The sequence below is a fragment of the Nitrosospira sp. Nsp1 genome, from assembly GCF_900100985.1.
In the GTDB taxonomy this organism is placed as follows: domain Bacteria; phylum Pseudomonadota; class Gammaproteobacteria; order Burkholderiales; family Nitrosomonadaceae; genus Nitrosospira.
Genome location: NZ_FMUF01000003.1, coordinates 49,743 through 73,982 on the forward strand (window position 1 = coordinate 49,743; position 24,240 = coordinate 73,982).

A 24,240-nucleotide genomic window follows, 5' to 3' on the forward strand; every position below is an offset into this window, starting at 1 on the left:
ATTTTGCCGCCCGCGCCGGATCAGGCAGGAAAACTTGCCAGCTGGTTATCCATGCGCTTGAGCGTTTCTTCTCTGCCCAGTATTTCGAGCACTGCGTTTATTGAAGGCGTCTGCGCGACACCTGCCACCATTACGCGCAGCGGCATGGCTACCTTGGGCATTTTCACGCCATGGCCCTTGGCGGCGGTCTTGATAGCGTCATTGATTGCAGCGCTTTCCCATTCGATAACAGCCAATTTCTGCCTCAGGTCGAGAATGACCGGTTTTACCTCGGCAGTAAAATGTTGCGCCTTGAGTTCCTCGGCGGGTTCCAGCGGGCGAAAGAAATAGACTGCCGCATCAGCCAACTCCGCCACGGTATTGACACGTTCCTTGAGTAGATTCACCACGCTTGGGAGATTTGGCATACCCTGCCCTGCGGTGTTGCAACCATCCGCTTCAAGAAAAGGCCGAGCCAGTTCCGCCAGCCGCGTATTGTCGGCGGTTTTCAGATACTGCTGATTGAGCCACTGTAATTTTTCCGGATTGAACTTGGCCGGAGAACGGTTGATCGCCGAAAAATCGAACCATTCAACCAGTTGTTCGCGGCTGAATATTTCCTCGTCACCATGCGACCAGCCCAGTCGCGCCAGATAATTTATCAGCGCCTCGGGCAGATAACCATCTTCGCGGTACTGCATCACTGAAACCGCGCCATGGCGCTTGGACAACCGCTCGCCGTCCGACCCCAATATCATCGGCATATGGGCATATTGCGGCAATGGCGCGCCCAAGGCTTTCAAGATGTTGATCTGGCGCGGCGTATTATTGACGTGATCATCGCCACGGATCACATGGGTGATATTCATATCGAGATCGTCGATCATCACGCCAAAATTGTAAGTCGGCACACCGTCGGCGCGCAATAGCACCAGATCGTCCAGTTCACTGTTGGCAACAGTAATCTGACCCTTGACCAGGTCATTGAAGGTCACCTCACCTTCCAGTGGATTCTTCAGTCGCACCACCGGCTTCACCCCGGCAGGCGGCGTTTGCCTTGAATCGCGCCAGCGTCCGTCGTACCGAGGTTTCAGCCCCGCCGCACGCTGCTGCTCGCGCATCGCATCCAATTCCTCCCTGCTGCAATAGCAGTGGTATGCCTTCCCCGCACGCAATAACTGTTCCGCCACTTCATGATAGCGAGCCAAACGCTGCATCTGGTAAAACGGTCCTTCGTCATAATCGAGCCCCAGCCAGGCCATGCCGTCAAGTATCGCCTGAGTGGATTGTGCGGTAGAGCGTTCGAGATCGGTATCCTCTATCCGCAAAATGAATTTGCCGCCATGCCTGCGGGCATAAGCCCAGGAAAACAACGCGGTGCGCGCACCGCCAATATGGAGATAACCGGTGGGGCTGGGAGCGAAACGGGTACGGATCATGAGGGGATGGACTCTGACGAGGTGAAAGCCGGCTATTTTACGTGAAATACTAAGTCAGCCGTGACTTACGTCGATCGCCGTGAGATTGCGTGGCTTATAACAACCGCGAGCGCGTTGACCAAAAGCGCGGGTTCATGCTCTAATTGCGCCTCCCCAACCGGTTATCTGTCGGTTAACCAATGGGCGGTTAACTCAGCGGTAGAGTGCCACCTTCACACGGTGGAAGCCACTGGTTCGATCCCAGTACCGCCCACCAAATGATAGTCCGAAGAAATCCAAAGTAAATGTGTAGTTAAGCATAAAGTGGCCAAATGGCCAGCTTATGCTTTATTTCACGTTGAGCCACATTATGCTTTATTGGGTTGGCGTGCCAATCTAAAAAGTGTAAGAAGCCTCAGCAAAAAGCAATGAGCGCTTGGGAATCAAATCCGTAACCGTCCACGAGAATGGGTCAACTCCATTTCTGAAAGAAAGTATGAGTGAAGAAAAATATTCAATTGCGCCAATCTTATTAATCGCATTTTCCCTATCAACTCCAACCCGATGGTTGAAGCGGAATAACTGAAAAATACTTCTTCTGCCAGGCGCAGGCAGAGGAGCCAACTATCACCCCGTTTAGAATTGTTTCTTTCTGGGCATAGCTGTTACGCTATGCCATTTCATGGGTAGGAGCAGGCGGGTGCAAGAGGCTATTGATGTATTTATTCAGCGTTGGGGAAATGCAGGAGGCACCGAGCGTGCAAACCACCAATTGTTCCTCACTGAGCTGTTGACCGGAAGAGCACGACTGCTATGACCAACTTGGACATGGGAGCAAACCAGACGCAACGGGCTGTAGAGTTAACTAGCAATATCATCAGTGTCTGTGACTTGCTCGCGGACCCAGCACTGGAAATTCCCCACTACCAACGCCCGTACAAGTGGACCAGCAAGAATATCAACCAACTGTTCTCCGATATTGCCATCCATAAGGACAAGTCAGCCTACCGCTTGGGCACCATAGTATTTCACCAAGATGGAGAGAGAAAAAACATCGTCGATGGCCAGCAACGTACCATCAGCCTGCTGCTAACTGCGCGTGCGCTGATCCGACGGAGCAAAGAAAAAAAGCTCGACCGCAATGACCTGCAAAAGCGATTGAGCGAGCTTGAACAGACTATGGTGAACCCCAGTTTTACCAGCGAGATCTCACAAAAAAATATCCACAACAATTACCGCGAGGTGGACCGCATTGTTTCCCGTGCGGACTTTACCGAGGCGCATATCGACTTTTTCTTGAACAAGTGCCAGGTCGTGGCCGTGATGATTAACGATGTATCGGAGGCGTTCCAGTTCTTCGACTCACAGAATGCGCGTGGCCGGGACCTAGAACCCCATGATCTGCTGAAGGCTTACCACCTGCGTGAGTTCAGTCCGCGTGACGCCTCCTTAAAGGCGGCCACGGTGGCGCGTTGGGAAAGCAGTAATACCATGGAACTGGCCACGTTGTTCTCGCAGTACCTGTACCGCATCCGTAACTGGTCGAAAGGAGCTTCGGCCCGCTATTTCAGCAAGGACGATAGCGACTTATTCAAGGGCGTGAACATCGACACAGTAGCCAGCTACCCCTATGTGGCACAGCTGCGCATCGCTCATCATTTTGTCGATAACTACAACGGGCAGTACGAGCGCAAGATAGACTCGCATGAGCTTGGTTTTCCCTTCCATTTGGATCAAATCATTATCAATGGTCGGCGTTTTTTTGAGCTGATTGCGCACTATCAAACAAAAGTGGCGAGGTTCAGTGCTGAGTCCGGGTATGGGCATGAGTTGGTCGGCGCGGAGGGTCAGAACGGCTATGCGTCAATCATCATGGAAACCCTTAACAGCTACCCGGCGAGAACCCGCACAGGGGATTGTTATATACGGGCGATGTTCGATTGCCTGTTGATCTATTACATCGACAAGTTCGGCGACGCGGATATCTTTCGGGCCATCGAGAAGATTTTCATCTGGGCCTATAGTCTGCGTCTGAAGATGCAGGTGGTGCAGCTGGCCAGCATGGATAATCACGTGCTTGAGAACAATCTGTTCAGGTTGATCAAGGAAGCTACACGTCCTGCTGACTTTATTAACTGCAGCCTGCCGGTATTGAGCGGCAAGAAGTCAACCAAGACCAGTGAGATCGAGGCTCTGTTCAAGGAGATGAAATATTATGAATAGTGAAATCAACCAGCTTTCCATCAAGGAACTGCTCCGCGGTGACGTTGAGTACGTGATCCCGATGTATCAGCGTAATTACGCTTGGGAGGAGGGTGAAATAACGCAGCTGATCCAGGACGTGATCGATTACCTGCCGAAAAATGGCGATAAAGCACGCAATTATTACATTGGCACTCTGGTGGTGTATGAGCGCCAAGATAGCAAAACACCGGTATTTGAAACCATAGACGGCCAACAGCGGCTGACGACCCTGTCGCTGCTGACGTCGTATCTGAAGAATGCCCGGTTGGTTGATCTCGTCTGGTATTCGACTTTAAGCATTCACTTTGACAGCCGCGAGCATTCGCGCGCGACCTTTGCGGCCATTTTCGAGGGGAAATTTAATAACGACCCTGCCGAGGTGTTGGCTGAGAAGCAGATCAACATCGGCATCCTCAATGGCTACCGCCTCATCAAGAAAGTCTTGCCGCAGAAGCTGAAAGAGAACGGGGTTTCGCCTCAGCAATTCGCCGACTACCTATTTAACGATGTGCAAATCATGCGGGTGAAGGTGCCAGCAGATACGGACCTGAACCAATACTTCGAGATTATGAATAACCGTGGTGAGCAGCTGGAGAAACACGAGGTGCTCAAGGCGCGGATGATGGAGCAGTTGCAGGGCTGCAAGCAGAGCCAGATGTGCCTGCATGCGGTATGGGAGGCCTGCGCCAACATGGAGCGCTATGTGCAAATGGGCTTCACGCTCGAGCAGCGCGGCAGCATATTTGGTGAAAAGGATTGGGGGCAGTTTAGGGTTGAAGACTTTGATGATCTTCGGGCTGCGCTACACAGTACTCAAGAGATGCTTGCCACGGAGGGCAGCTCGTTGACCCTTGATCAGATCATTGCCAAGGCACCGATTGGTGTGGAGCAAGATCAGTATCAGTCGAGTGAGGACGCACCAGAACGTTTCAACACGGTTATCGACTTCCCGAACTTCCTGTTGCACGTACTGCGTGTCGATACGCAAGCGGACATCCCTCTGGATGACAAACGCCTGCTTGATACCTTTGAAACCCATGTGCTCAAGCAGCCAGACCCTGTTGCGGCAGTTGCGGCAGTGAAGCGTTTTACCTTTAGCCTCCTGCGCTGCAAATACCTGTTCGACCAGTATGTGATCAAGCGTGAGTTCATTAAGGGCGCTGATGGCTGGAGTCTCAAACGCTTTAAGTGGAATGATGGCGGCGAGCGCAGCCGCGCTGGTCGAGGGAGTTATGTGAATACCTTCGGCGAAGAGGACGGCAGCGAAGGCATCAACCGGCGTATCCTGATGCTGCTGTCGGCGTTTCATGTTTCCATGCCAACGCTGGTTTACAAGCACTGGCTGAATGCAGCACTGCATCATCTGTTTCAGGCCAAGCAGGTTGAGGCTCAGGCCTATCTGCAGCATATGGAGTCGGTAGCGAAGGCGTTTGTCTTTGACCGCTTTCTGGCTACAGAGAAAGGCTTGGATTACTTTGCGATGATCTATGAGAACCAGGGCATCTGTCAGACACACGGTGAGAGCATTGCGGCAGACACGTTTGAGCCCCGGTTGACGTTCGGCAAAATCGAAAACAACCTGGTTTTCAACTTTCTTGACTATCTGCTTTGGCTTGAGCACGGGGCAAGCGAACCGGTTAAGTCCTACGAATTTACCTTCCGTAGTTCGGTGGAGCATTACTACCCACAGCGTCCCTTGCCTGGGCATGCCCAGCTCGATGTTGACACGCTTATGTCGTTCGGCAATCTATGCCTGATCAGCCATGACAAGAACTCTCGCTTGAGCAATTTCATGCCTGCGGCGAAGAAAGAGTTTTATCAGAACAACGCCATCGATAGCGTTAAGCAGCATCTGATGATGAAAGCCGAGCCTTGGGATGCCGGCGCCATACTCATGCATTACGAGCAAATGAAAGACGTATTGCTGAATAGCCTCGCCAGTAAACACGAGACCGAGTAACTCTGCAGGATGAACCTGTTGACTCAATAGCGTCGCTCCGAACGCTACTTTAAGAATCGTGTTCTGGCCTTGTCTATGGGTAATGAACGTTATGATGTACTTCGCTAAGGGCGTTACCTTGTCCGTCAGCACCGAGCTGGCCTATTTAGGCCTCAACGTACCCTATTACCCTTATTAAGGGGTAATAAAAAGGGTAACAACAGAGGCGCTTTGTCATTGTTACCAAACTGCTTCCTGCTCTCGGACTAAACTACCACCTACTAAAAGTAGGTGGGTTAGCGCAGCTTGGAAGCAGACGACTAAAGTCGTCTAATCGCACCAAGCTAAACGCGCATAAGTCAAAACATTTAAAGTCAGAGTCACCGGCTAAAGCCGGTGGTTTTAACCAAATTTATTTAACTCTTACCGATACAGCCAAGAGATCGCTTAAATTCATCATTAGAATCGTCGCATTGGCCGGTCAGTTTTTCCACCTTGCTTACTGCATATTCCGACACGCTGATACCCGACTTGCGTCGTTCGCTCTACGTTCAGTCATCTAGCATATCGATAATGTGCTGGATATCAGCGGAGGAAAAGGATTGCACTGCATCGTAATCAATTCAATTGGAGGCTAGTCCACAAACCGTAGAGCGCAAGGATTGCTCCCCGAGAAGTCCAGAAGCTCACATCCAGCACATCGCCGCTGTGTCATGCCCCTATAATCTCGTTCAGCCCCTCAACTATCTGCAAAAGTTGCTCAGGAGACACCTTACCTATTTTCTTTCCGACACGTTCCACCGCAAGTGTCCTGATCTGGCTGATCTTGGCCCACGAGCGCTTTCCGACCTCAGTGTTGTGTAGCTCAAAGGTCAATGGAAATCCGGCTCGCTGAGCCTGGGTGGTAAGCGCCATAGCAATAACGGTACCTGAACGTTCATTGAAAACATCCTGACTCAGAACAAGAACGGGCCTTAGCCCTGCCTGTTCCCGGCCTCGCACCGGATTTAGATCAGCCCAGCGGATCTCGCCTCTTAATATTCTGGCCATGCCGCCAGATCCTCGGACAAACCTTCCTCAGCAAGCATCCGCTCGAAGGCTGGGTCTAGCTTGGCGCACTCCGTCGCCAGGCGATTCTTCTCAAGGCGTTCAAGTTTTTCCTCAACTGCTTCCTGGATAACGCGGCTCCGGTTCGGAAAAACGTGCAACCCAACGAGGCGGTCGACCTTTTCCAGGGTTTCTTCTTCAAGGGTAATCGCTATTTTTGCTTTACTCATGGCATCACTCTTTAGTATGACCGTGTATCATACCCAGAATGCCCTAAATTGACTAGCGGTTGCATGATGAGCCCCATGGACATCCGTCTGTATTAGTTGTGCTGCATTCCACCCCATCCTTGGCTATTCTATCTTGCCATGTTCGCCAAGCGCATCAGTATTGCCAGTGGTAAGTCATCCAGCCCGTTTGGAAACCAGGGTTTTTACAAAAATAGGTACTACTGAACGTTTTTTCAGGGAAAATTCATATTCTGTCGACATAGTTAACCGGCGCATGATCTGCCAATGGCCTTGGGGGTTCTTCAAAGACCTTTAACGGTGCAAAAAAGGAGTTTTCTTTGGCCTCGGTTTGTGGCTTCATAAGCAATTGTAATAAACCAACATGGCGAAATCCCAATACTTCAGGCGGAAGCAGCGCTGCTGCATCTTTATTGTCAACAACGCGATGGATCGGTAGCGTTTGCAGGGACGTAACAAATGCTTCATTTCCCACCCGTGGTGATCCAAACGTATAAACCGCCCGCGGTTTATGTCGCGATGCCGCTAAGGTGGCAAGCGCTCCGCCTAAACTATGACCGGTATAGAAGATCGGGCAGACAAGCGGGGAGAGCTCCTTCTCAATCTTATCCCACACCGAGTCAAGCGCCTTTTTAAAACCCTTGTGAATCCCTACTTTGTTTCGGTCCCATGGAAGTATTCCACATTCAAAGTCGGTAACATAATCCCTGTTGCTATCGGTACCTCTGAATACCAGAATTGCAAAGGAAGGTGAAACCATGGGTTCAACGAGCATTGCATGAGTATCCATTTCCGGTGAAGCAAAAAAGGCACGCTGTTTCAATCCCGCCTTTTCCAAAAAGCGAGCTCGGGTCGGCTGCGGAGCCGATATTACTTCCTCGATATCTTGTCGATAGATCAATCGGCTGAGCTCCGCAAGCCACAGCGCATTGGTGCGACTGTACTCATGGGCTGCCTCTGGTTCGAATGGTGGGAATTCCCTGCGAGAAAAGAAGTCAGTCGCCCCTCCCGGGTTTAGGAGGTCTTGCCATGTTGTCGTTAACATCGATCAAACCTGGGAATAGAAATTTCTATCGACATTAAGGCGGGGCTGTACCCTCGTCGTCTGATTGTTCCATACAACCTTACATGTTTAAGTCTTGGGTCCCTATGGGGGTAATGGGTTGGATCAGGCAAGATCCCGCGCTTGAGATTTTCATGCAACCCGCGTAATCCCATCTATTTTGTCCCCTGCGCCCAGGTTTCCCGGCATATTGTTGTTGATTTAATTGATACACTGTTGATTTCGAGGCGAGAGGAGGTGGCATGAACATTTATCTCATTTCTCAGTATGAGAATACGGGTTTTAACACCTACAATACCGCTGTTGTCATTGCTGAATCCGAAGAAGCGGCACAGCTTACTCATCCCTCTGGCGAAGAGGAGTGGATTGACGAATCCTGGGCGGATCCGGAAGACATTGAAGTAGAACTATTAGGGGAGGCGGTGGAGGGCTCGCGTGCTGGCGTACTGTGCGCCAGTTTTCACACTGGCTAAAATAACTCTCAGCCCTGTATTAGCCCGGATGTTTCATAAATTGACGCGTGCCCTTGCTGGTCTTTTGTTTCGTATGAAAATTTCGTTCAGTCGGGCGTATGAATAACTACGCCACTCTTTCACAAAATCTCCCTACAAAACAAAATCCTGCGCAATCATCACGCGAATTTATGAAATATCCGGGCTAGTTGTGCTGCCTTCCGCCCCATCCTTGGCTATTCTATCTTACGACTTTCGCCAAGCGCCTCGGTATTTCCGGTAATAAGAGCTTTGGCCAGCCCCATAGTACGCTCTACCGTGCTATCGGGGTCCATCCCAGTATTCCGCTTCCACAATGCTGACCTTGAGCAAGGTCAAGTCCGGATCGTCCAGCCCGTTTGGAAACCAGGACTTTATCTCTGGAGTCCACAAGTCTTTCATTTTCTCGTTGTCATGGACGAATTGCGCGCTGCCGGATATGGAAAGGCAATCCTGCTTATCCGTGCGGACATAGCAAAGGTTGACTTGCCACTGCCGTTGTCCTTCCACAAACTTTAGTGACGATTGCGACGTAAAAAACCAAAGGTTGCCGTCAGCATCGAGTTGCATGGTCGACATGGGGCGACTGCGCAAGGTGCCGTCTCTCTCCATGATGGTCAGCATGGCAAATTTTGTGTCTCCTACCATTTCAGCCACTTTTTTTAATGCGGCATCGTGTTGCTCTTCGATTTGCATCGATGGCTCCTTTTTGGATTGAATGAGTGAGGTTTGATAAATCAGGATTTTATTGTTTTCTTGAACGCTTCAGGATTCCTGAACACTTCAGGTTGCTGTATAGCCACCTGGGCCGCGCACTTTACATCGACGCTGGGGCGGGGCCATGCCAGAAATTCTGTAAGCTTTATATTCCTGCGCTCGGCATATTACTATGCCGTGTCGCACCTCGTGAAGATTCTCACTTCCAACCCGAGGGTATTCCATAAACCTCAGCAGCCATCCGGCGGGTAGAACCCGCCCTACTCTGCTGATTATGAAATGGCCTCATTTTGACGGGGTGGGGCCTCTTAACAAGTATGGCACCCATATCAAGGCAAGGCTCAGGAGCAACATATAAAGAAAAAATAACGAGTGGCTGTGGCATTAGCGAAGCTGATCCAGCATTTTCATGAAATTACGTTTGACTTTGAATATGACACGGAGCTCGGCGAGGTAATCGCTCACGCTCGACGCACCGCTAACACGTATCATGAGCGGTTTGATTTTCTTGAGCAGTTCGATGGCTTCGCCGTAAGAATGATTGTTGGTCTGTTGCACCAGGCGCGCAATCTGGCGTCGATAAACTGTTATGGCGTCTTGGGGATATTCTTTCGCGCGAAGCTCCGCAAGCTTGATCCATAATTTTTCGTGGCAAGTTCCTGATTGGGCTTCCTGCCATGCCGCTTCAACATTCTTTTCCCAGAGTAAAATTTCTACCAGAGGCGATTGATCCGGCGCTTCCACTCCGCCAAAACGAAATTTGCCTCTTTCAGCGAACGCGCGAGCGATTTTATTTCGCAGATATGCCAATGCCTTGTCACGCCAAGTCGGCCAATTATCCAGCTTGGTTGTGACATCGTTCAGTTTTATGTAGTTATCCAAGTGTGGATTTTCTTTGAATTGCATCCATGCAAGATGCGTAGCTTTTTCTCCCGCACCACGACGCAAATATTCCTCGATCAAGAAATCCCGCAAGCGTGAATCGGTTTTTACGGGGAAAGCTGTCAATCCGCGTTGCGCCCATTCGAATGCCATCTCTCCGTTTTTTGCATCCCGATAAATCTCGGCAATTTCGAGAAAATGCCACGCCAGTGAAAGGTCGCGGGATTTTACCGCCACCAGTTCTTCCACGTTGCCGCTTTGCTTCGCCAATGTTTCCATAATTCGCGTGATGCGATAGCGATTCCCATCCCATCGACCAGACTGCGAAGACCCCGGGGATAATGGTTGAATTTTCTTCCATTCCAGCTCGGCCAGCCGACGATACTCCGCCAATCCCTTCTCTCCCAGTACATCAGCATAGCGCGCCGCGGCATCGGTGAAAGTATTCAGCTCATCGCCCAGTTCGTGCCTCAGCAATCGGCCAGCCAGCGCCTCCGGATCGGGACGCGCCACCCGACAGGCCGCCAGGTGAATCTGGCCGATGCTGTCCAGAAGATCGCCCAGCTCGCCGTTGGAATCGTCGCATTCACCGATCAGCTTTTCCACTTTGCTTGCCGCGTATTCCGCCAAGTCAATGGCCTGGGCTGCCCGCCCACCTGAAACCCAGTCTCCCAGCCCATCGATAATTTCCTGAATACCCGCGGCGAAGGAATGCATTTCATGATAATCAATAAATCCGCGTGTAACCGTAGCCCGATTTAACGCATCCTTCCATGCCTTGACTGCCGATTTGGAATTTCCGCGTCCCCGCGCTACCAGCAGGAGCCTTTCACGCAAGCGCTTGTCATGTTTGCAGGCATGCGTAATGATGCCCATCAACGCGTCCACTTCCAGCGTCTCCAGATAATTGCGAATGTCATCCATGGCGGAGTGCTGCTTCTTTCCCGCGCGCTTTGCGAGCAGCGCAAGACCGGTTGCAACGCAATGCTTGCAGAAATCACCATCCTGCCCTACCGGGCAACTGCATTCATACATCAGTTCATCGTCTTCCTGCCATAACCGGACTTCATAATCATATGTGCCTGCAACGCAAGCGATGATGTCGCTGTCATTCTCATCGATCAATTTCACCAAACCTTGTTCGAAATAGGTGGTGCCTCTGACGTGATATACCGCGCCAGCAAGTTTCTTCATATCTCTGGAAATCAGTTCACGCAGCATTTTTAGTTGTCGCTATGGGTATAGGTTCGTCGGGAATCTCTGAAGAAATCTTCCGCAAAGTGCTTGGCTGGCAGCTAAGCTGGTAAAATCGGAAATACATGGTGCATGACGAAGTCGCGGCTCGCAATTCTACGTGGTGCAACTCATCATCTGGTTATGCTAATGCCTTATCAATGCTACATTGCTGATATGCGGTTGTGGTTAATATGTCGTTTGTGTAGTTCTGATGGGTTACGCTACGCTTTACCCATCCTACAAAGCTGCACACCCGTCAAACCGAGAACGGTGCATAGGTATATTGTAAAATAATGAATATATACCGTGGGGGGAGCCACATGAGTATGAGCGTCTCAGGAATTCTCCAATATCTCCTGCTCTTGCTTGGCAGCTTTTTCGCCCTTGCGCTTTCGCTTGCGACTGCATTGGCACAAGACTCCATTAATGTCGAGTTCAAAAACAACGGCCAAACCGTCAGCGCTCTGCCGCTGGATGATCTTCGCACTATCGCGCCGGCTGTCTCGATAAAAGTTTTTGAGGCCCACGAAAAAGCGGAGCGCATTTATCGCGCTTTGCCAGTTCGACCTGTATTTGACAAGGTATTCGGGAAGGGTTGGGAAAACGCGCAGGAGATCATCTTCACGTCCATTGACGGATATCAGCCCAGCATTCCGGTGAAGAAGTTACTCGCACATGACGCCTATTTCGCCTTCGCGCATGAGGATGGCACGCCGTTTACATTGACTAATAGGCTGCAAAATAATGAAATTGTGCAGCTTGGGCCGCTCTACCTGGTGTGGGACAATATCAAGTCAAAAGAATTGCTCGATGCCGGCGCATCGGACATGCCCTACCAGATCAAGCGCATCGAGCTTAAATTCGTGTCGCCTTTTCCAAATATGACCCTTCCGGCAGGATCATCAGCAGCGGCGCAGCGCGGATTCATGCATTTTCGCCAGCACTGCATGGCATGCCACACTATTAATGGTGAAGGCGGAGGTAAGGCGCCGGAACTCAATTACCCGGTAAGCGTGACGGAATACATCAAACCCGAGTATTTGAAGCGCTGGATTATGAGCCCGCAGAGTATCCGGTACAACACAACGATGCCGGGGCTTACCGGCGCGATCCTCCTCGACCGTGAAACGGCCACTGAAGAGCTCATTGCCTATCTCAAGGCGATGAGCAATGCCAAGCGCGTTCCGGCGAATCCGTGAGGTATTTTTTTACTTTAAGTGCGGAAATCCTGCCTCCTCGGTAATTTATGTGCTCACCGGGTAATAAGTCCATCAATTATGAGCGGTTATTACCTCACCGAGCTGTTGGTGGTTGAATCCCTCATCCCATCACCCCTTTCGGCTGTTTACGACTGGGTGCATACTAATGTTGTCTGCGAAGGTGCTTCCTTTCGTAAAAAATTAATAGCAGAGGAGACAGTCATGCAGCTTTTGTTAATAGTAGGTATTGCCGCTGCCATCGCTGCTGTGGCGTTTGCTCTGCAAAACAGTACATCGGTGACAGTCACTCTGGGTTTATGGACCTTTGATAGCTCTCTAGCCATGGTATTGCTGCTGGCAATCGGCATCGGCGCCGTTATTGCGCTATTGGTATCCTGGCCGGGCATAATCAAGAATGTCTGGAAAGGTTCGCAACTACGCCGCCGGGTCAATAAACTGGAAGATGACAAAGCCGCACTGGAGCGGCGTGTCACTCAACTGGAAGGAGAGCTGATGAGAATAAGCCCGGAGCCCATACCGGAAGAGCCCACGCGTTTTCTCGGACTGAAGTCGATATTATTAGGCAGCGAAGTCGAGAAGCCGAAGGAGTAAGGGGGCTCAACCACAATTTTTCATGCATTGATGCGAAACGGGTGTTCCGTGCGCTCGTATTGCAAACGCGCAGCGCGGTGTGCATCATTCTTGAGTAATATAGTTTTCCGTCCGGCGGTCATCATGGTGAAGAAATAGCTTTCTCCCGGTTCTTTGGTGGGAGCTGTAATTTGGCATCGTTATTTGTCTGTTGGATTGGCAGCCATCCGGCGGATAGAACCCGCCCTACTCATCATGCCGTTGATGGAACGCATTAGTAGGTCGGGCTCCGCCCGACATCGTCCTTGATCGTCGGGCGGAGCCCGACCTACCATCAAATATTCATTCGGTACGAGCCTAATTCCTCAATCGCCAAATAGTTTGCCATCAATTTCGCCCTCGGCAATACCCCAATCCGGTGGATAAACACCTTTCGTCACAAAACGATGAAAGGTGGAATAAGGCCAGTCTGCGGCACATTTGGCTAGTCCGTGTTTCACGGGGTTCCAGTGAATGTAGTCCAGGTGGCGGATCAAGTCGTTGTCATTGCGGATGAAGTGTTCCCAATATCGGGGTTGCCAAAATCTTGTCTCAGGGGCCAAGCCCAGATTGTGCCGCGTCGCCCGTTTTATCTTTGCCCATCGTAACGGATAATCAGCATCATCTTCGGGCAAGCTCCAAATGCAATGCAAATGGTCGGGGAGCAATACCCACGCTTTAATGCGAAATGGATGCTCCGTGCGCACTGCTTGTATTGCCGCATGTAGCGCAATGCGTGCAACCTCTTGAGTAAATATGGGTTCTCGCCCAGCGGCCACCACGGTAAAGAAATATGTTCCTCCGGGCTCTTGATGGCGGCGGTAGTTTGGCATGGTTGTTTGTCTGTCTGTTAGATCGGCAATGGTTCGGCGGGTAGAACCCGCCCTACCAACGCGCTGGTAGGGCGGGCTCCGCCCGACATCGTTTTGTTACCGCAAATCCGATCTATCTGCTTGCTGAAAAAAATATTGTACAGTGATTGATATTGCACGTGAACTGACTGGCGACTAGGCTATCAAAGGGATATCCTTTATCTCGTATTTAACCCATCAGCACCGATTGCCAGCTAAAGTGCTTTACCCCTTCCTTCACAGATCAAGAACATTGGGGACTGCATAATGTCCGACTCCGATACCTCTGCCGAGGATGAACCGCTATTCATACAACCCCTCTTGAAAGCAAAAAAAGGCCGGGGTGCGGTTTCCAATTTGCAGGGACGTTATGAGCTGCTGAAGCGCGAAGCTATCGATGATGGCTGGTCTCAGGGTGATGCTGGAGGGTGCTCGGGAGCCGATGCTGGAGCGGATTGCCCGGCGGATGGCAGCATCGATGTCGATGCGGAGGCCGATTCCGTCTCAACCTGGAAGACGCAGGTGATCGAGGAGCGAGCCAAAACGATCTTGAGCCGCAATCAATCCCCCGATGTTCCATTCAGCATTTCGCTCAACCCTTATCGAGGCTGCGAGCACGGCTGTATTTATTGCTTCGCGCGTCCCACACACAGCTATCTCGGCTTGTCACCTGGGCTGGATTTCGAGAGCAAGATCTTCGCCAAGGTCAATGCGCCTGAGTTGCTGAGGCGTGAACTGGCCAAAGCGTCTTATGTACCAGAACCGATCGCGCTCGGCGTCAATACCGATGCCTACCAGCCCTGCGAGCGCGAGCTGCGGCTGACGAGGCGCGTGCTGGAGGTGCTGCATGAGTGTGAACATCCGGTGGCACTGATCACGAAATCATCGCTAATTGAACGCGACATTGATTTACTGGCGGAAATGGCATCCCGCCGACAAGCAATGGCAGCGGTAACGATCACCACGCTCGACCCGGCTGTTGCCCGTACCTTGGAACCAAGGGCAGCGGCGCCCGCTCGCCGCTTGCGTACCATTCGTACGTTGACCGATGCCGGGATTCCGGTAGGGGTCAGCGTCGCGCCGATAATTCCCTTCGTTACCGAACCTGATCTGGAGCGCATACTGGCTGCCGCGGCGGAAGCCGGCGCCATCAATGCGGGTTATGTCATGCTGCGCCTGCCGTGGGAGGTGAGTCCGCTATTCCGGCAATGGCTTGAAGCCCACTTTCCCGACCGTGCGACCCGTGTGATGAACCGGGTGCGGGATATGCGCGGCGGGAAGGATTATGACGCCAGTTTTGGCACGCGCATGCATGGGGAAGGTATCTGGGCTGACGTGATTCGCCAGCGCTTCGAAAAAACGGTTGCGCGCTTGGGCATGGGTGTCCGTTCAGGCCGCTTCAAGGGGTTGGATAGCTCCCGTTTTCATCCACCTTCGGTTGCCTCGGCAGTTGCGCCACCGGCAAAGGCTACTGCCAAGATTGTCTCTTCAGCCGTAAAAAGCGGCAAATCGGGCGGCCAGCGTGAGCTTTTTTAGGAAACTATCCCAGGCCCAGCTTCTTGAGCTGCCTATTCGCTTTTTGATGGGTTGCGCTTCGCTTCACCCACCCTACCCTAAGCTACCTAAGCTAGCCGTCCTTATAGATTATCTATTCCACGGACGGTTGTGCCGGCTCGGCGGATTCCAGCCTTATCCACAAGCATTTACCTTTGCTTTCGCGCTCGATGCTTTCCAATTGCTGTGCGTGGGCTTCCAGCTCTTCCGGGGTAGGTGGTAGCACCGCCAATTGAAGCTCGCTCAGGCTGATGGCAAAATCCAGCGCGGAGGGGTCTTCCAGATCCATCAGCAGGCTGTCTTGCCCGCGGGTCATGGCGAGGTAGACCTCTGCCAGCAATTCCGCATCCAGCAGCGCGCCATGCAGCGAGCGCCTGGTGTTATCGACGGCGTAGCGTTCGCATAGTGCATCCAGGTTGTTTCTTTTGCCGGGATACAGCTCTTTTGCCATCTTCAAGGTGTCCGTAACCGAATGGCAATACTTACCCAGAAGTTGCAACTTGGCCAGACCCAATTCATGATCGATGAATGCAACGTCGAAAGAGGCATTGTGCATGATCAGCTCGGCACCATCGATGAACTCGAGCAATTCATGGACCACGTCACAAAATTTCGGCTTGTCCTGGAGAAATTCCGTCGTCAATCCGTGTACCTGTAAAGCGCCCGGCTCGCTATCGCGTTCGGGATTCAGGTAATAGTGGAAGCGGCGGCCCGTCAGCCTCCGGCTCAGCATTTCCAACGCCCCGATTTCAATAATACGGTGGCCGAGCCTCGGCTCCAGGCCGGTGGTTTCAGTGTCGATAAAAATCTGGCGCATAGAGTGTTAAATCTGTGCCTAGACCGCAAAAAGCGTTAAAAACAACCTATTCATTGAAATTTCCGTTAACTTCGCACTTCTCCGCAGTGCCGGACGAGCCCGCTGGATTTTCAAGCACACACTGCACCCCCCGATTGGCAAGCTGATCCGCCTGTTCGTTGCCCTCATGGCCGGAGTGGCCGCGCACCCATAACCATTCGATGTCATGGCGTTGTGTAAGTAGATCGAGCTCTTTCCATAGATCGTCATTTTTTACCGGTTTCTTGCTCGCGGTACGCCAATTGCGCTTTTTCCAGGAGTGTATCCATTCGCTGATACCCTTCTGCACATATTGGGAATCGGTATGCAAACGCACGTTACATCTCTGTTTCAGTGCTTCCAGCGAGCGAATCACCGCAAGCAGTTCCATCCGGTTGTTGGTCGTCAGTTTTTCACCGCCGAACAGTTCACGCCTATGCCCGTTGTACTCTAGCAACGCACCCCAACCGCCGACACCCGGGTTACCCTTGCAGGCGCCATCGGTAAATATGTCGACCACACCTGCGCGGTCCGGCTTCACTCCCTGCCTTGCGCTGACGTCTTGTTGCGCGCGGCCCTGCGTGGTTCGCTCTCTGTAGTGCCTTTGATCTTCTGCGCAACCGGGGCCATGCTTCTTCTTCTTGCACGCACTTCTTTCCACTCGGGCTTGATAACACGCATACCATGGACGCGCTTGACGGCATTCAGAAAATATACGCCTCCGGAAAATCGCCACCAGCGGCTACCCGCAGCCTCCATGAAATAAAAGCGCGTCAGCCATTTTTCCTGGCTGAACGGTGGCGCATAACAGCATAACCGGTCTTCGGTGATCTCGAAATCCAGCAGCGTCAACCAATCCTTGAGCCGTGGCAACGCAATAAAATTGCCGCGCCACGGAAAATTGTCCCGAGGCGTTCCGAAGAGTCCGCGCACGCCCCACAGACTGCGGGGATTGAAACCACAGACAATGACCTGCCCTTCAGGCATCAATACCCGGTGCACCTCACGCAAGATCTGATGGGGATTGGAGCTGAATTCGAGCACATGGGGAATCACCACCAGATCGATGCTGTTCGTTTCAATCGGCAAAAAATCAGGTGCTGCCAGCACTTCAGCGCCCCCTCCCGTTGCCGCGCAAAACTGAAGCGGTATACGATTAGTGCGCAAAAAGTCATATTGCGGAAATCCGATTTGCATGGCATTGTATCCGAACACATTTGCCACGGCCTTGTCGAAATAGCTTTGCTCCCGCTCCAACAAATATTGGCCCAGGCAGGTTTCAAACCATTCCTGTGTATTTTTTAGAGGCATAAATAATGTCTAGAACGGCCGAAGCGCAACAGTTAAACGATAAGGGACTCTATCGCAGGTAGACCGGCAGGATTATTGGCTAGCCCATCACCTTATCTTTGAACGCGACGCCGAGCTATCGATTTTCCATACCTGGCTCAACCGCCCGAACTATCATGACTACGCCATATATCGTTCCGATCCGTGCATTCACCGATAATTATATCTGGGTCATTCGCGACCATTGCCACGCTGCCGTGGTCGATCCGGGCGATGCCTCCCCGGTGCTGGATTACTTGAGGCGCGAAAAACTGAAACTCATCGCGATTCTCAATACCCACCACCACAAGGACCATACAGGAGGAAACGCAGCGTTGCTGCAGGAATTTACGGTGCCGGTTTACGGCCCCGAGAAGGAATCAATCCCCACACTGACTCATCGCCTCAAAGAATACACCGAAAAAGAAAAGGAAGAGGGTAACGTCTACCTTTCGGAATTCTCGCTCAGCCTCAAGGTCCTGGACATCCCCGGTCATACTGCCGGACATATTGCGTATTATGGCGCAAACCTGCTGTTTTGTGGAGACACGTTGTTCGGTTGCGGCTGTGGACGCTTATTCGAGGGCACCGCCCGGCAAATGGTCGATTCCCTGGAGAAACTGTCTGATTTGCCCAAAGAAACACTGATCTATTGCGGTCACGAATATACACTCAATAATATTCGCTTCGCCAGGGCGGTCGAACCAAGCAACCAGGCGTTGATCGAACGCGAAGCGGCAGTTGTAAAATTATGTGAGCAAAATCTTCCGACCCTCCCCTGCACCATCGCATTGGAAAAAGCCACCAATCCATTCCTGCGCTGCAACGAACCGGAAGTTATCCGAAATGCCAGCAATTATGCCGGCACACCATTGACCGATCGTATCAGCGTGTTTGCTGCAATCCGGGACTGGAAGAATCATTTTTAGCGCTGGACAGCAAATAATCGGCAGAGTGAGCCTGTATATCCAACCCTCATGCTATCTTGCTGCACTGACGGCGAGCCCGCATGATCAATGAGAATTGTATATACGCTCAATCAGTTGCGCGCATGCGGCCGGGCAGGCGAAGCAATTGGCATAACGAAAATAACGAAAACTCGTAGTGAAACTCCATGCGCCTCCCGGCCTGAAAGCACGATAAGGACAAGAAGCAATAAGCAATGCAATGAACGATCGCGTGATCGCATTGTCTTATTGTTGTGCTTTATTCCCCTGATGGGCAAACAAACATCTCCTGCGATATAAGGCACAGCCATCCGACGCCGTTGTGAAACGCCGAAGCAGTCGCGTGAAGCTGGCACGTTGCGCGAATCGTTCACAGCAGCCATTTGCAACAGTGCCATCGCTAAAGGAGAACAAATCCTATGAAACCCCTTGAACAGTTACTGCAATGCGGCCAATCTATCTGGCTGGATTCGATCAGCCGTGACCTCATCAATAGTGGAGAACTGCAACGGCTGGTAACTGAAGACAAGCTGCGCGGCCTGACCAGCAATCCAACCATTTTTGAGCAAGCCATTACTCGCGGCAATAGTTACGATGATGCGCTGGGCAAACTGCTCAAAGCCAACGATAAACAAACCGACAAAGCACTGTTTGAGGCGGTAGCCATCGAAGATATCCGCATGGCGGCCGATGTGCTGCGGCCCGTGTATGACGAAACGAACGGCGGAGACGGCTATGTCAGCCTTGAAGTCTCGCCGCAGCTCGCTCACGATACCGCAGGCAGCATCGCTGAAGCGCGGCGGCTGTGGCAGGCCGTGCAACGCCCCAATCTGATGATCAAGATTCCTGCCACGCCCGAGGGCATTCCCGCGATCGAGCAGTTGATCAGCGAAGGTATCAATGTCAATGTCACCCTGATGTTTTCGCTGAAGCATTACGAAGTGGTGGCGCGAGCGTATATCGCCGGGCTTGTGCGCCGGACGGCATCCCCTGGCGTAACAAAACCCCTGCCGGTGTCGGTCGCGTCCTTTTTTGTCAGCCGGGTGGATACCGTTGTCGATGCCCTGCTGGAAAAAATGGGTACGCCCGAGGCGCTCAATCTGCGCGGCAAGATTGCCATCGCCAATGCCAAGCTTGCTTATCAGCGCTTTCGCGAAGTATTTTATGGTGAATCGTTTACCGCTCTGCACGGTAAAGGCGCACGCGTGCAGCGGCCATTGTGGGGCAGTACCGGAACCAAGAACCCGGCCTATTCAGATGTACTCTACCTGGAAAAATTGATCGGACCCGATACCATCAACACCGTACCACCCAAAACCCTCCAGGCATTTTGCGATCACGGCCGCGTGCATGCAACGCTTCAAGAGGATATGGCGCAAGCGAAAGCGGATATTGCACAGCTGGCGCATCTGGGAATCGATCTTGATGCCATCACCGAAAAGCTTCAGAATGACGGCGTGGCCGCTTTCGCCAATTCATATGACAAACTGCTTGGCGCGATAAAGGAGAAACGGCAAGATATCCTCGCCGCCTGCAATCACGCGGCCTGAACCACTGCTGTAGGCAGCCTGCATAACTGGGAACTGGGCGGAAACAATGGATATTGGAATGATCGGATTGGGGCGCATGGGCGGCCCCATGTCACAACGGCTACTGCGGGATGGTCATCGCGTAGCCGGTTTCGCCCGTAGCGCGGATACCCGCAAGCAGTTTGAGGAAAAAGGCATAACGGCGGCGGCATCGCTCGAAGACCTGGTGGATAAACTGAAGTCGCCACGCGTCGTATGGCTGATGATTCCCGCCGGTGCGCCGGTAGATGAAACGATAGCCGAGCTGTTACCGCTGCTGGAACCCGATGACATCATTATCGATGGCGGCAATTCGAATTATAAGGATACGCAACGCCGCGCCCAGATGCTGAAGGCAAACCGAATCCACTATGTGGATGTCGGCACCAGCGGCGGCGTATGGGGTCTGGAGAATGGCTACAGCATCATGGTAGGTGGTGATGACAATGTCGTCGCCCAGTTGCGTCCTATTTTCGAGACACTTGCTCCGGCGCCTGATAAAGGTTGGGGGCACGTGGGTCCCAGTGGTGCCGGGCACTTCACCAAGATGATTCACAACGGCATCGAGTATGGCCTGATGCAAGCCTATGGTGAAGGGTTTGCCCTTATGAACCGCAAGACCGAATTCAACTTGGACTTGCACCAGGTGGCGGAGATATGGCGCGAAGGCAGCGTGGTCCGGTCATGGCTGCTCGACCTCACCGCTGCCGCACTTGCAAAAAATCCCGATCTGGATGGCATCGCCGCCTATGTGCCTGACTCCGGCGAGGGGCGCTGGACCGTCGCGGAGGCAATCGATCTCGATGTCGCCGCACCGGTAATCACGCTGGCGTTATTGCAGCGGCTGCAGTCGCGCGATCCCGAGTCGTTCTCCAACAAATTGCTGTCGGCGTTGCGCAACCAGTTCGGCGGACATGATATAAAAAAGGAATAATTGAGCAATTCTCAATGCGGCCCTGCTGTTTGCGCGCTTTCGTTGGCTTACGCTGCGCTACCCCCATAAATAGGTCAGGCTGCGCCTGACATCATTTTTACGATCGTCGGGCGCAGCCCGACCTACCTCACGATATCGGCGCTTCCCTAATACTGGTTTTACCAAAATCAATCCGCCATTGTCTTCAGGATAGCGAATGCATTCTGCTGTCTGCTCGCCGTCGCAGGTTTACGCTGCACTGATCGCCAGTAGGGCGGGCTCTGCCCGCCATCGTTCTTGATCGTCGGGCAGAGCCCGCCCTACTTCTCAATTGTAGAAAGAGGCAGGCTTAGGCGCTCGCGCATTATCAAGCTTGAAGTTGACAGGGATCAATCCTAATAATACTTTTAACATAAGTAAGTTGACAAAGATTTATCCTTCACATATTCTTCACACCATGAGCATGAGAATTAACGCCCGCTTTGCAATGCGCAAGAACAGGAGGTGTGATGATGAATGCGAAACAAATCGTTACTACGTTATCTCTACTCAGCCTTTTTTCCCTGTTGAGCCCTGCTGCATCCGCCGTAGAGGATATTGATATCACCGCCGCTGCCCAGAATGCCACAACTCGAAGCGACCATGAGGCTGTGGCAGCCTATTACGAAGACTCAGCCCGAGAAATACAGGCAAAAGCGCAAGAACAAAAACAATTACTTGAAGAATATGAAAGCAAAAGCTACCTATACGGTAGGCAGACCCAGGACCTGCAATCCCACACTTATGCGTTAGTGCGCAAGTATGAGAAAGAGGCAAAAACCAATATAAAAGAAGCCGCCCTGCATCGGCAAATGGCGGCGAGCGCTGAAGAGAATGGTTACTCTGTGCCTCAATTGGAAAGCTTGAGTATTGCGCACGGGCTTCATCATGCTACCGTTTCTGAAGAATAGCGGTAAAAGTAATTTATTAAAAACGTAGTGTCTGAAATTACAGTAGCTTTAAATCGTATTTTGACTTTCTCATATTTTCATGGGCAGCTTGCTACCGTAAGCTGGCCCATAAACCCTTCCCGCCCCGATAAGCCCCGGAGTTCTCCCTCTTCGATCCGCTTCAATCTGCTTCAGCCCACGCTCGATCCTTAGGCCCTATCTCAGGGATGCTCTACGACAGCAGCATATCTGCGAAGTTGGCGCTTCAAATATCGTAATTGACGAAGCCATACCCATCATGTAGGCTTTGAGTCAAGGAATATCTTGGCGTAAATTTCATCGAAACTTCAGTGCTTATTCCGGTAAAAAACGGATAGTCGAACGCCTCGAAATGAAAACGATAAATACTTTTGCCGCGTTGTCCCTGCTTGGCTTGCTGGCCTCACTGAGTTCGCCCGTAATAGCAACCGTCGATGATTCCGAGATCCCGTCCGGGCAGGATCCCCCCGCCGGAAGCGACCACGAAGCCACAGCGAAATACTATGAAGATGAGGCAAGGAAGCGACACGAAATCGTGGCCAAATACTACGAAGATGAGGCAAGGAAGGCACAGGCAAAAACGAGGGAATTAAAACTGTTGCTTGAGCATTACGAGGAAAAAAGCTATCTCTACGGGAAAAAAGCTCAGGATCTGCAAGCGCATACCTCGGCGCTAGTACGCAAGTATGAACAAGCCGCGAAGGCGGATGCGAAGGAAGCTGCCACTCACCGGCAAATCGCCTTGAAATTTAAAGAAAAAAATCACGCCACCGCGTCCGGTGTGCAGAGATTCAGCATCGTAAATAAATCTCACTAGCGAATTCAACTGAATAACTGAGGCTTTCCCTTTCCCGTTAAGCCGAGCAAGCTCGGCTAGCGTAACGCGCAATGCATTGGTTGTCTCCTGCCCTATTCCGCCCATTGAAATGGCGAGCCTGAAATTACCGGAGACATGATAGTGCCCAATCCGTTTCACAATGATAACCTCGGTAAATTGATCCTCCGCGTTACGGTTGGAATGCTGATACTGTTTCATGGGGTACATAAAATACTCAATCCAGGTTCTCTCGACTTCATCAGCAAGCAACTCGGCAGCAATGGTCTACCTCAGGCATTGGCTTATGGCGTTTATCTGGGTGAGGTTATCGCACCGTTAATGATAATACTGGGAATTTTTTCACGCCTCGGCGGTTTGCTCGTCTTCGGTAATATGGGATTTGCACTTTTTCTGGCACACCGCAGCCAGCTGTTTACTTTGACCACTTCAGGTGGCTGGGCGCTCGAATTGCAGGGTTTTTATTTATTTTCCGGCCTCGCAGTATTGTTCCTGGGCAGCGGCCGAATGGCAATCAGACCGGATTAGTGTGTTAGCATAGCCAGCTCTACTGTTCAGTTTAAGTTATTTACAAGACCAATCAGCACAGGTAACTACAGCCATGAGCATCGTCAATTCGGAAAAATACCGCTGGCATGGATTCGCCGATCTGCCAGCTTTACAGGAAGCAGCGCTGGGCGCCATTCTCGACGGGGCGTCGATGGCGATACAGGAACGAGGACGTTTCAATCTCGTGCTGGCTGGGGGTGAATCACCGCGCGGAATTTATCAGCGGCTGCGATCGGCTGCCACGGACTGGGCTGCCTGGCACATCTATTTTGGCGATGAGCGCTGCATGCCGCCCACGGTAGAAGAGTTGAATCTTCGTATGGCCGGGGAAGCATGGCTCGATCATGTGTCTATTCCCCCGAACCAGATACATGCAATACCGAGCGAGATTCGCGCGGATAAAGCAGCGAATGAATATGCACAGACCCTGCAGGGCGTTGACATGTTCGATCTGACCTTGCTCGGGCTCGGGGAAGATGGCCATACTGCAAGCCTGTTCCCCGGTAACGAGTGGGGAACCGCTTCGGATTCTCCCGATACACTGGCGATTTTCAATTCGCCCAAACGACCACCTCAGCGCGTATCGCTCAGCGCCGCGCGGCTAAGCCGTTCGCGTCAGATAATTTTTCTGGTGAGCGGCGCATCGAAGCATAAAGCAGTGGCAAGGTGGCGCGCTGGAGAGAATATACCCGCGCGAGCAATAATGGGTGAAACGGGTGTCGATGTGCTGGTGGAGTCTGCTTTATTGCAGCCGCTTGCGGGGATAACGCATTAGGTCCGCGCCAGAAGGGAAAGAAA

The 24,240-nt window shown here is 52.0% G+C and carries 23 protein-coding genes and 1 tRNA gene; 14 read left to right on the top strand and 10 right to left on the bottom strand.

Annotation, left to right across the window (positions count from 1 at the left end):
* Window positions 1-20: 20 nt before the first annotated feature.
* Complete coding sequence (gene gltX, locus BLP78_RS02415; RefSeq protein ID WP_090456119.1) at window positions 21-1,418, bottom strand: glutamate--tRNA ligase; 1,398 nt, start codon at window positions 1,416-1,418, stop codon at window positions 21-23.
* Window positions 1,419-1,599: 181 nt separating this feature from the next.
* Here gltX and BLP78_RS02420 point away from each other — a divergent pair.
* From BLP78_RS02420 to BLP78_RS02430, 3 genes are all read left to right on the top strand, one after another.
* A tRNA-Val gene (locus tag BLP78_RS02420) sits at window positions 1,600-1,674 on the top strand.
* Between the two features lie 536 nt (window positions 1,675-2,210).
* A complete protein-coding gene (locus BLP78_RS02425) occupies window positions 2,211-3,620 on the top strand; it encodes a DUF262 domain-containing protein (protein ID WP_090456121.1) in 1,410 nt (469 codons plus the stop codon).
* On the top strand, window positions 3,613-5,601 hold the full coding sequence (locus tag BLP78_RS02430; protein ID WP_090456123.1) for a GmrSD restriction endonuclease domain-containing protein: 1,989 nt from the start codon (window positions 3,613-3,615) through the stop codon (window positions 5,599-5,601). Before BLP78_RS02425 ends, BLP78_RS02430 begins: the two co-directional genes overlap by 8 nt.
* A 690-nt stretch (window positions 5,602-6,291) precedes the next feature.
* Here the strand turns inward: BLP78_RS02430 and BLP78_RS02435 are convergent.
* The 3 genes from BLP78_RS02435 to BLP78_RS02445 form a co-directional block, all read right to left on the bottom strand.
* Window positions 6,292-6,630 carry a type II toxin-antitoxin system PemK/MazF family toxin gene (locus BLP78_RS02435; protein ID WP_090456125.1) on the bottom strand — a complete coding sequence of 113 codons (339 nt, stop codon included), beginning with the start codon at window positions 6,628-6,630 and terminating at the stop codon, window positions 6,292-6,294.
* The gene (locus tag BLP78_RS02440) at window positions 6,615-6,857 is read right to left on the bottom strand and encodes a ribbon-helix-helix domain-containing protein (protein WP_025040122.1); all 243 of its coding nucleotides are present in this window, start codon (window positions 6,855-6,857) and stop codon (window positions 6,615-6,617) included. Before BLP78_RS02440 ends, BLP78_RS02435 begins: the two co-directional genes overlap by 16 nt.
* Before the next feature lie 244 nt (window positions 6,858-7,101).
* Window positions 7,102-7,920: a lipase family protein gene (locus tag BLP78_RS02445; protein ID WP_143002870.1), complete on the bottom strand. Its 819-nt coding sequence runs from the start codon at window positions 7,918-7,920 to the stop codon at window positions 7,102-7,104.
* A 260-nt stretch (window positions 7,921-8,180) separates the two neighbouring features.
* Here BLP78_RS02445 and BLP78_RS02450 point away from each other — a divergent pair, with 260 nt between their 5' ends.
* On the top strand, window positions 8,181-8,411 hold the full coding sequence (locus tag BLP78_RS02450; RefSeq protein ID WP_090456127.1) for a hypothetical protein: 231 nt from the start codon (window positions 8,181-8,183) through the stop codon (window positions 8,409-8,411).
* A gap of 300 nt (window positions 8,412-8,711) precedes the next feature.
* On the opposite strand, the gene BLP78_RS02455 is transcribed toward BLP78_RS02450, so the two are convergent.
* Together BLP78_RS02455 and BLP78_RS02460 are read right to left on the bottom strand one after the other, a co-directional pair.
* Complete coding sequence (locus tag BLP78_RS02455; protein ID WP_218118899.1) at window positions 8,712-9,125, bottom strand: pyridoxamine 5'-phosphate oxidase family protein; 414 nt, start codon at window positions 9,123-9,125, stop codon at window positions 8,712-8,714.
* A 405-nt stretch (window positions 9,126-9,530) separates the two neighbouring features.
* On the bottom strand, window positions 9,531-11,222 hold the full coding sequence (locus BLP78_RS02460) for an SWIM zinc finger family protein (RefSeq protein WP_176752758.1): 1,692 nt from the start codon (window positions 11,220-11,222) through the stop codon (window positions 9,531-9,533).
* A 362-nt stretch (window positions 11,223-11,584) separates the two neighbouring features.
* Between BLP78_RS02460 and BLP78_RS02465 the strand changes: the two genes are divergently transcribed.
* Window positions 11,585-12,463 carry a c-type cytochrome gene (locus BLP78_RS02465; RefSeq protein WP_090456131.1) on the top strand — a complete coding sequence of 293 codons (879 nt, stop codon included), beginning with the start codon at window positions 11,585-11,587 and terminating at the stop codon, window positions 12,461-12,463.
* 222 nt (window positions 12,464-12,685) lie between these two features.
* A complete protein-coding gene (locus BLP78_RS02470; RefSeq protein WP_025040127.1) occupies window positions 12,686-13,075 on the top strand; it encodes a LapA family protein in 390 nt (129 codons plus the stop codon).
* A gap of 344 nt (window positions 13,076-13,419) precedes the next feature.
* Here the strand turns inward: BLP78_RS02470 and BLP78_RS02475 are convergent, their stop codons facing one another.
* Window positions 13,420-13,926: an REP-associated tyrosine transposase gene (locus BLP78_RS02475; protein WP_090456135.1), complete on the bottom strand. Its 507-nt coding sequence runs from the start codon at window positions 13,924-13,926 to the stop codon at window positions 13,420-13,422.
* 285 nt (window positions 13,927-14,211) lie between these two features.
* Between BLP78_RS02475 and BLP78_RS02480 the strand changes: the two genes are divergently transcribed.
* Window positions 14,212-15,480, top strand: coding sequence for a PA0069 family radical SAM protein (locus BLP78_RS02480; RefSeq protein WP_090456137.1), 1,269 nt, complete (start codon window positions 14,212-14,214; stop codon window positions 15,478-15,480).
* A gap of 112 nt (window positions 15,481-15,592) precedes the next feature.
* Here BLP78_RS02480 and dnaQ read toward each other — a convergent pair whose 3' ends face one another.
* Genes dnaQ through BLP78_RS02495 form a run of 3 tightly spaced genes read right to left on the bottom strand, consistent with a single transcriptional unit; the run spans window position 15,593 to window position 17,644 of the window.
* Window positions 15,593-16,315 carry a DNA polymerase III subunit epsilon gene (gene dnaQ / locus BLP78_RS02485; protein ID WP_090456139.1) on the bottom strand — a complete coding sequence of 241 codons (723 nt, stop codon included), beginning with the start codon at window positions 16,313-16,315 and terminating at the stop codon, window positions 15,593-15,595.
* Between the two features lie 46 nt (window positions 16,316-16,361).
* Window positions 16,362-16,874: a ribonuclease HI gene (gene rnhA / locus BLP78_RS02490; protein WP_090456141.1), complete on the bottom strand. Its 513-nt coding sequence runs from the start codon at window positions 16,872-16,874 to the stop codon at window positions 16,362-16,364.
* Entirely contained in the window at window positions 16,871-17,644 is a 774-nt protein-coding gene (locus tag BLP78_RS02495) for a class I SAM-dependent methyltransferase (RefSeq protein ID WP_090456144.1), read from the bottom strand. The genes rnhA and BLP78_RS02495 overlap by 4 nt, the downstream gene beginning before the upstream one ends.
* Before the next feature lie 155 nt (window positions 17,645-17,799).
* Between BLP78_RS02495 and gloB the strand changes: the two genes are divergently transcribed.
* The 7 genes from gloB (at window position 17,800) to pgl (ending at window position 24,217) form a co-directional block, all read left to right on the top strand.
* Window positions 17,800-18,591, top strand: coding sequence for a hydroxyacylglutathione hydrolase (gloB, locus tag BLP78_RS02500; RefSeq protein ID WP_090456146.1), 792 nt, complete (start codon window positions 17,800-17,802; stop codon window positions 18,589-18,591).
* Window positions 18,592-19,028: 437 nt separating this feature from the next.
* Window positions 19,029-20,159 (top strand): transaldolase, encoded by a 1,131-nt coding sequence (gene tal / locus BLP78_RS02505; RefSeq protein ID WP_090456148.1) that lies wholly within the window; start codon window positions 19,029-19,031, stop codon window positions 20,157-20,159.
* A gap of 22 nt (window positions 20,160-20,181) precedes the next feature.
* The gene (gene gnd, locus BLP78_RS02510; protein WP_371128848.1) at window positions 20,182-21,111 is read left to right on the top strand and encodes a phosphogluconate dehydrogenase (NAD(+)-dependent, decarboxylating); all 930 of its coding nucleotides are present in this window, start codon (window positions 20,182-20,184) and stop codon (window positions 21,109-21,111) included.
* Between the two features lie 488 nt (window positions 21,112-21,599).
* Entirely contained in the window at window positions 21,600-22,040 is a 441-nt protein-coding gene (locus tag BLP78_RS02515) for a hypothetical protein (RefSeq protein WP_090456152.1), read from the top strand.
* 370 nt (window positions 22,041-22,410) lie between these two features.
* Complete coding sequence (locus tag BLP78_RS02520; protein ID WP_090456155.1) at window positions 22,411-22,875, top strand: hypothetical protein; 465 nt, start codon at window positions 22,411-22,413, stop codon at window positions 22,873-22,875.
* 135 nt (window positions 22,876-23,010) lie between these two features.
* The gene (locus tag BLP78_RS02525) at window positions 23,011-23,421 is read left to right on the top strand and encodes a DoxX family protein (RefSeq protein ID WP_090456157.1); all 411 of its coding nucleotides are present in this window, start codon (window positions 23,011-23,013) and stop codon (window positions 23,419-23,421) included.
* 73 nt (window positions 23,422-23,494) lie between these two features.
* Window positions 23,495-24,217, top strand: a complete 723-nt coding sequence (pgl, locus tag BLP78_RS02530) for a 6-phosphogluconolactonase (RefSeq protein WP_090456160.1) — start codon at window positions 23,495-23,497, stop codon at window positions 24,215-24,217.
* Window positions 24,218-24,240 lie beyond the last annotated feature (23 nt).

Coding starts and splice junctions, on each gene's coding strand:
- gltX (WP_090456119.1), bottom strand. CDS start 1,418: ATGATCCGTACCCGTTTCGCTCCCAGCCCCACCGGTTATCTCCATATT.
- BLP78_RS02425 (WP_090456121.1), top strand. CDS start 2,211: ATGACCAACTTGGACATGGGAGCAAACCAGACGCAACGGGCTGTAGAG.
- BLP78_RS02430 (WP_090456123.1), top strand. CDS start 3,613: ATGAATAGTGAAATCAACCAGCTTTCCATCAAGGAACTGCTCCGCGGT.
- BLP78_RS02435 (WP_090456125.1), bottom strand. CDS start 6,630: ATGGCCAGAATATTAAGAGGCGAGATCCGCTGGGCTGATCTAAATCCG.
- BLP78_RS02440 (WP_025040122.1), bottom strand. CDS start 6,857: ATGAGTAAAGCAAAAATAGCGATTACCCTTGAAGAAGAAACCCTGGAA.
- BLP78_RS02445 (WP_143002870.1), bottom strand. CDS start 7,920: ATGTTAACGACAACATGGCAAGACCTCCTAAACCCGGGAGGGGCGACT.
- BLP78_RS02450 (WP_090456127.1), top strand. CDS start 8,181: ATGAACATTTATCTCATTTCTCAGTATGAGAATACGGGTTTTAACACC.
- BLP78_RS02455 (WP_218118899.1), bottom strand. CDS start 9,125: ATGCAAATCGAAGAGCAACACGATGCCGCATTAAAAAAAGTGGCTGAA.
- BLP78_RS02460 (WP_176752758.1), bottom strand. CDS start 11,222: ATGAAGAAACTTGCTGGCGCGGTATATCACGTCAGAGGCACCACCTAT.
- BLP78_RS02465 (WP_090456131.1), top strand. CDS start 11,585: ATGAGTATGAGCGTCTCAGGAATTCTCCAATATCTCCTGCTCTTGCTT.
- BLP78_RS02470 (WP_025040127.1), top strand. CDS start 12,686: ATGCAGCTTTTGTTAATAGTAGGTATTGCCGCTGCCATCGCTGCTGTG.
- BLP78_RS02475 (WP_090456135.1), bottom strand. CDS start 13,926: ATGCCAAACTACCGCCGCCATCAAGAGCCCGGAGGAACATATTTCTTT.
- BLP78_RS02480 (WP_090456137.1), top strand. CDS start 14,212: ATGTCCGACTCCGATACCTCTGCCGAGGATGAACCGCTATTCATACAA.
- dnaQ (WP_090456139.1), bottom strand. CDS start 16,315: ATGCGCCAGATTTTTATCGACACTGAAACCACCGGCCTGGAGCCGAGG.
- BLP78_RS02495 (WP_090456144.1), bottom strand. CDS start 17,644: ATGCCTCTAAAAAATACACAGGAATGGTTTGAAACCTGCCTGGGCCAA.
- gloB (WP_090456146.1), top strand. CDS start 17,800: ATGACTACGCCATATATCGTTCCGATCCGTGCATTCACCGATAATTAT.
- tal (WP_090456148.1), top strand. CDS start 19,029: ATGAAACCCCTTGAACAGTTACTGCAATGCGGCCAATCTATCTGGCTG.
- BLP78_RS02515 (WP_090456152.1), top strand. CDS start 21,600: ATGATGAATGCGAAACAAATCGTTACTACGTTATCTCTACTCAGCCTT.
- BLP78_RS02520 (WP_090456155.1), top strand. CDS start 22,411: ATGAAAACGATAAATACTTTTGCCGCGTTGTCCCTGCTTGGCTTGCTG.
- BLP78_RS02525 (WP_090456157.1), top strand. CDS start 23,011: ATGATAGTGCCCAATCCGTTTCACAATGATAACCTCGGTAAATTGATC.
- pgl (WP_090456160.1), top strand. CDS start 23,495: ATGAGCATCGTCAATTCGGAAAAATACCGCTGGCATGGATTCGCCGAT.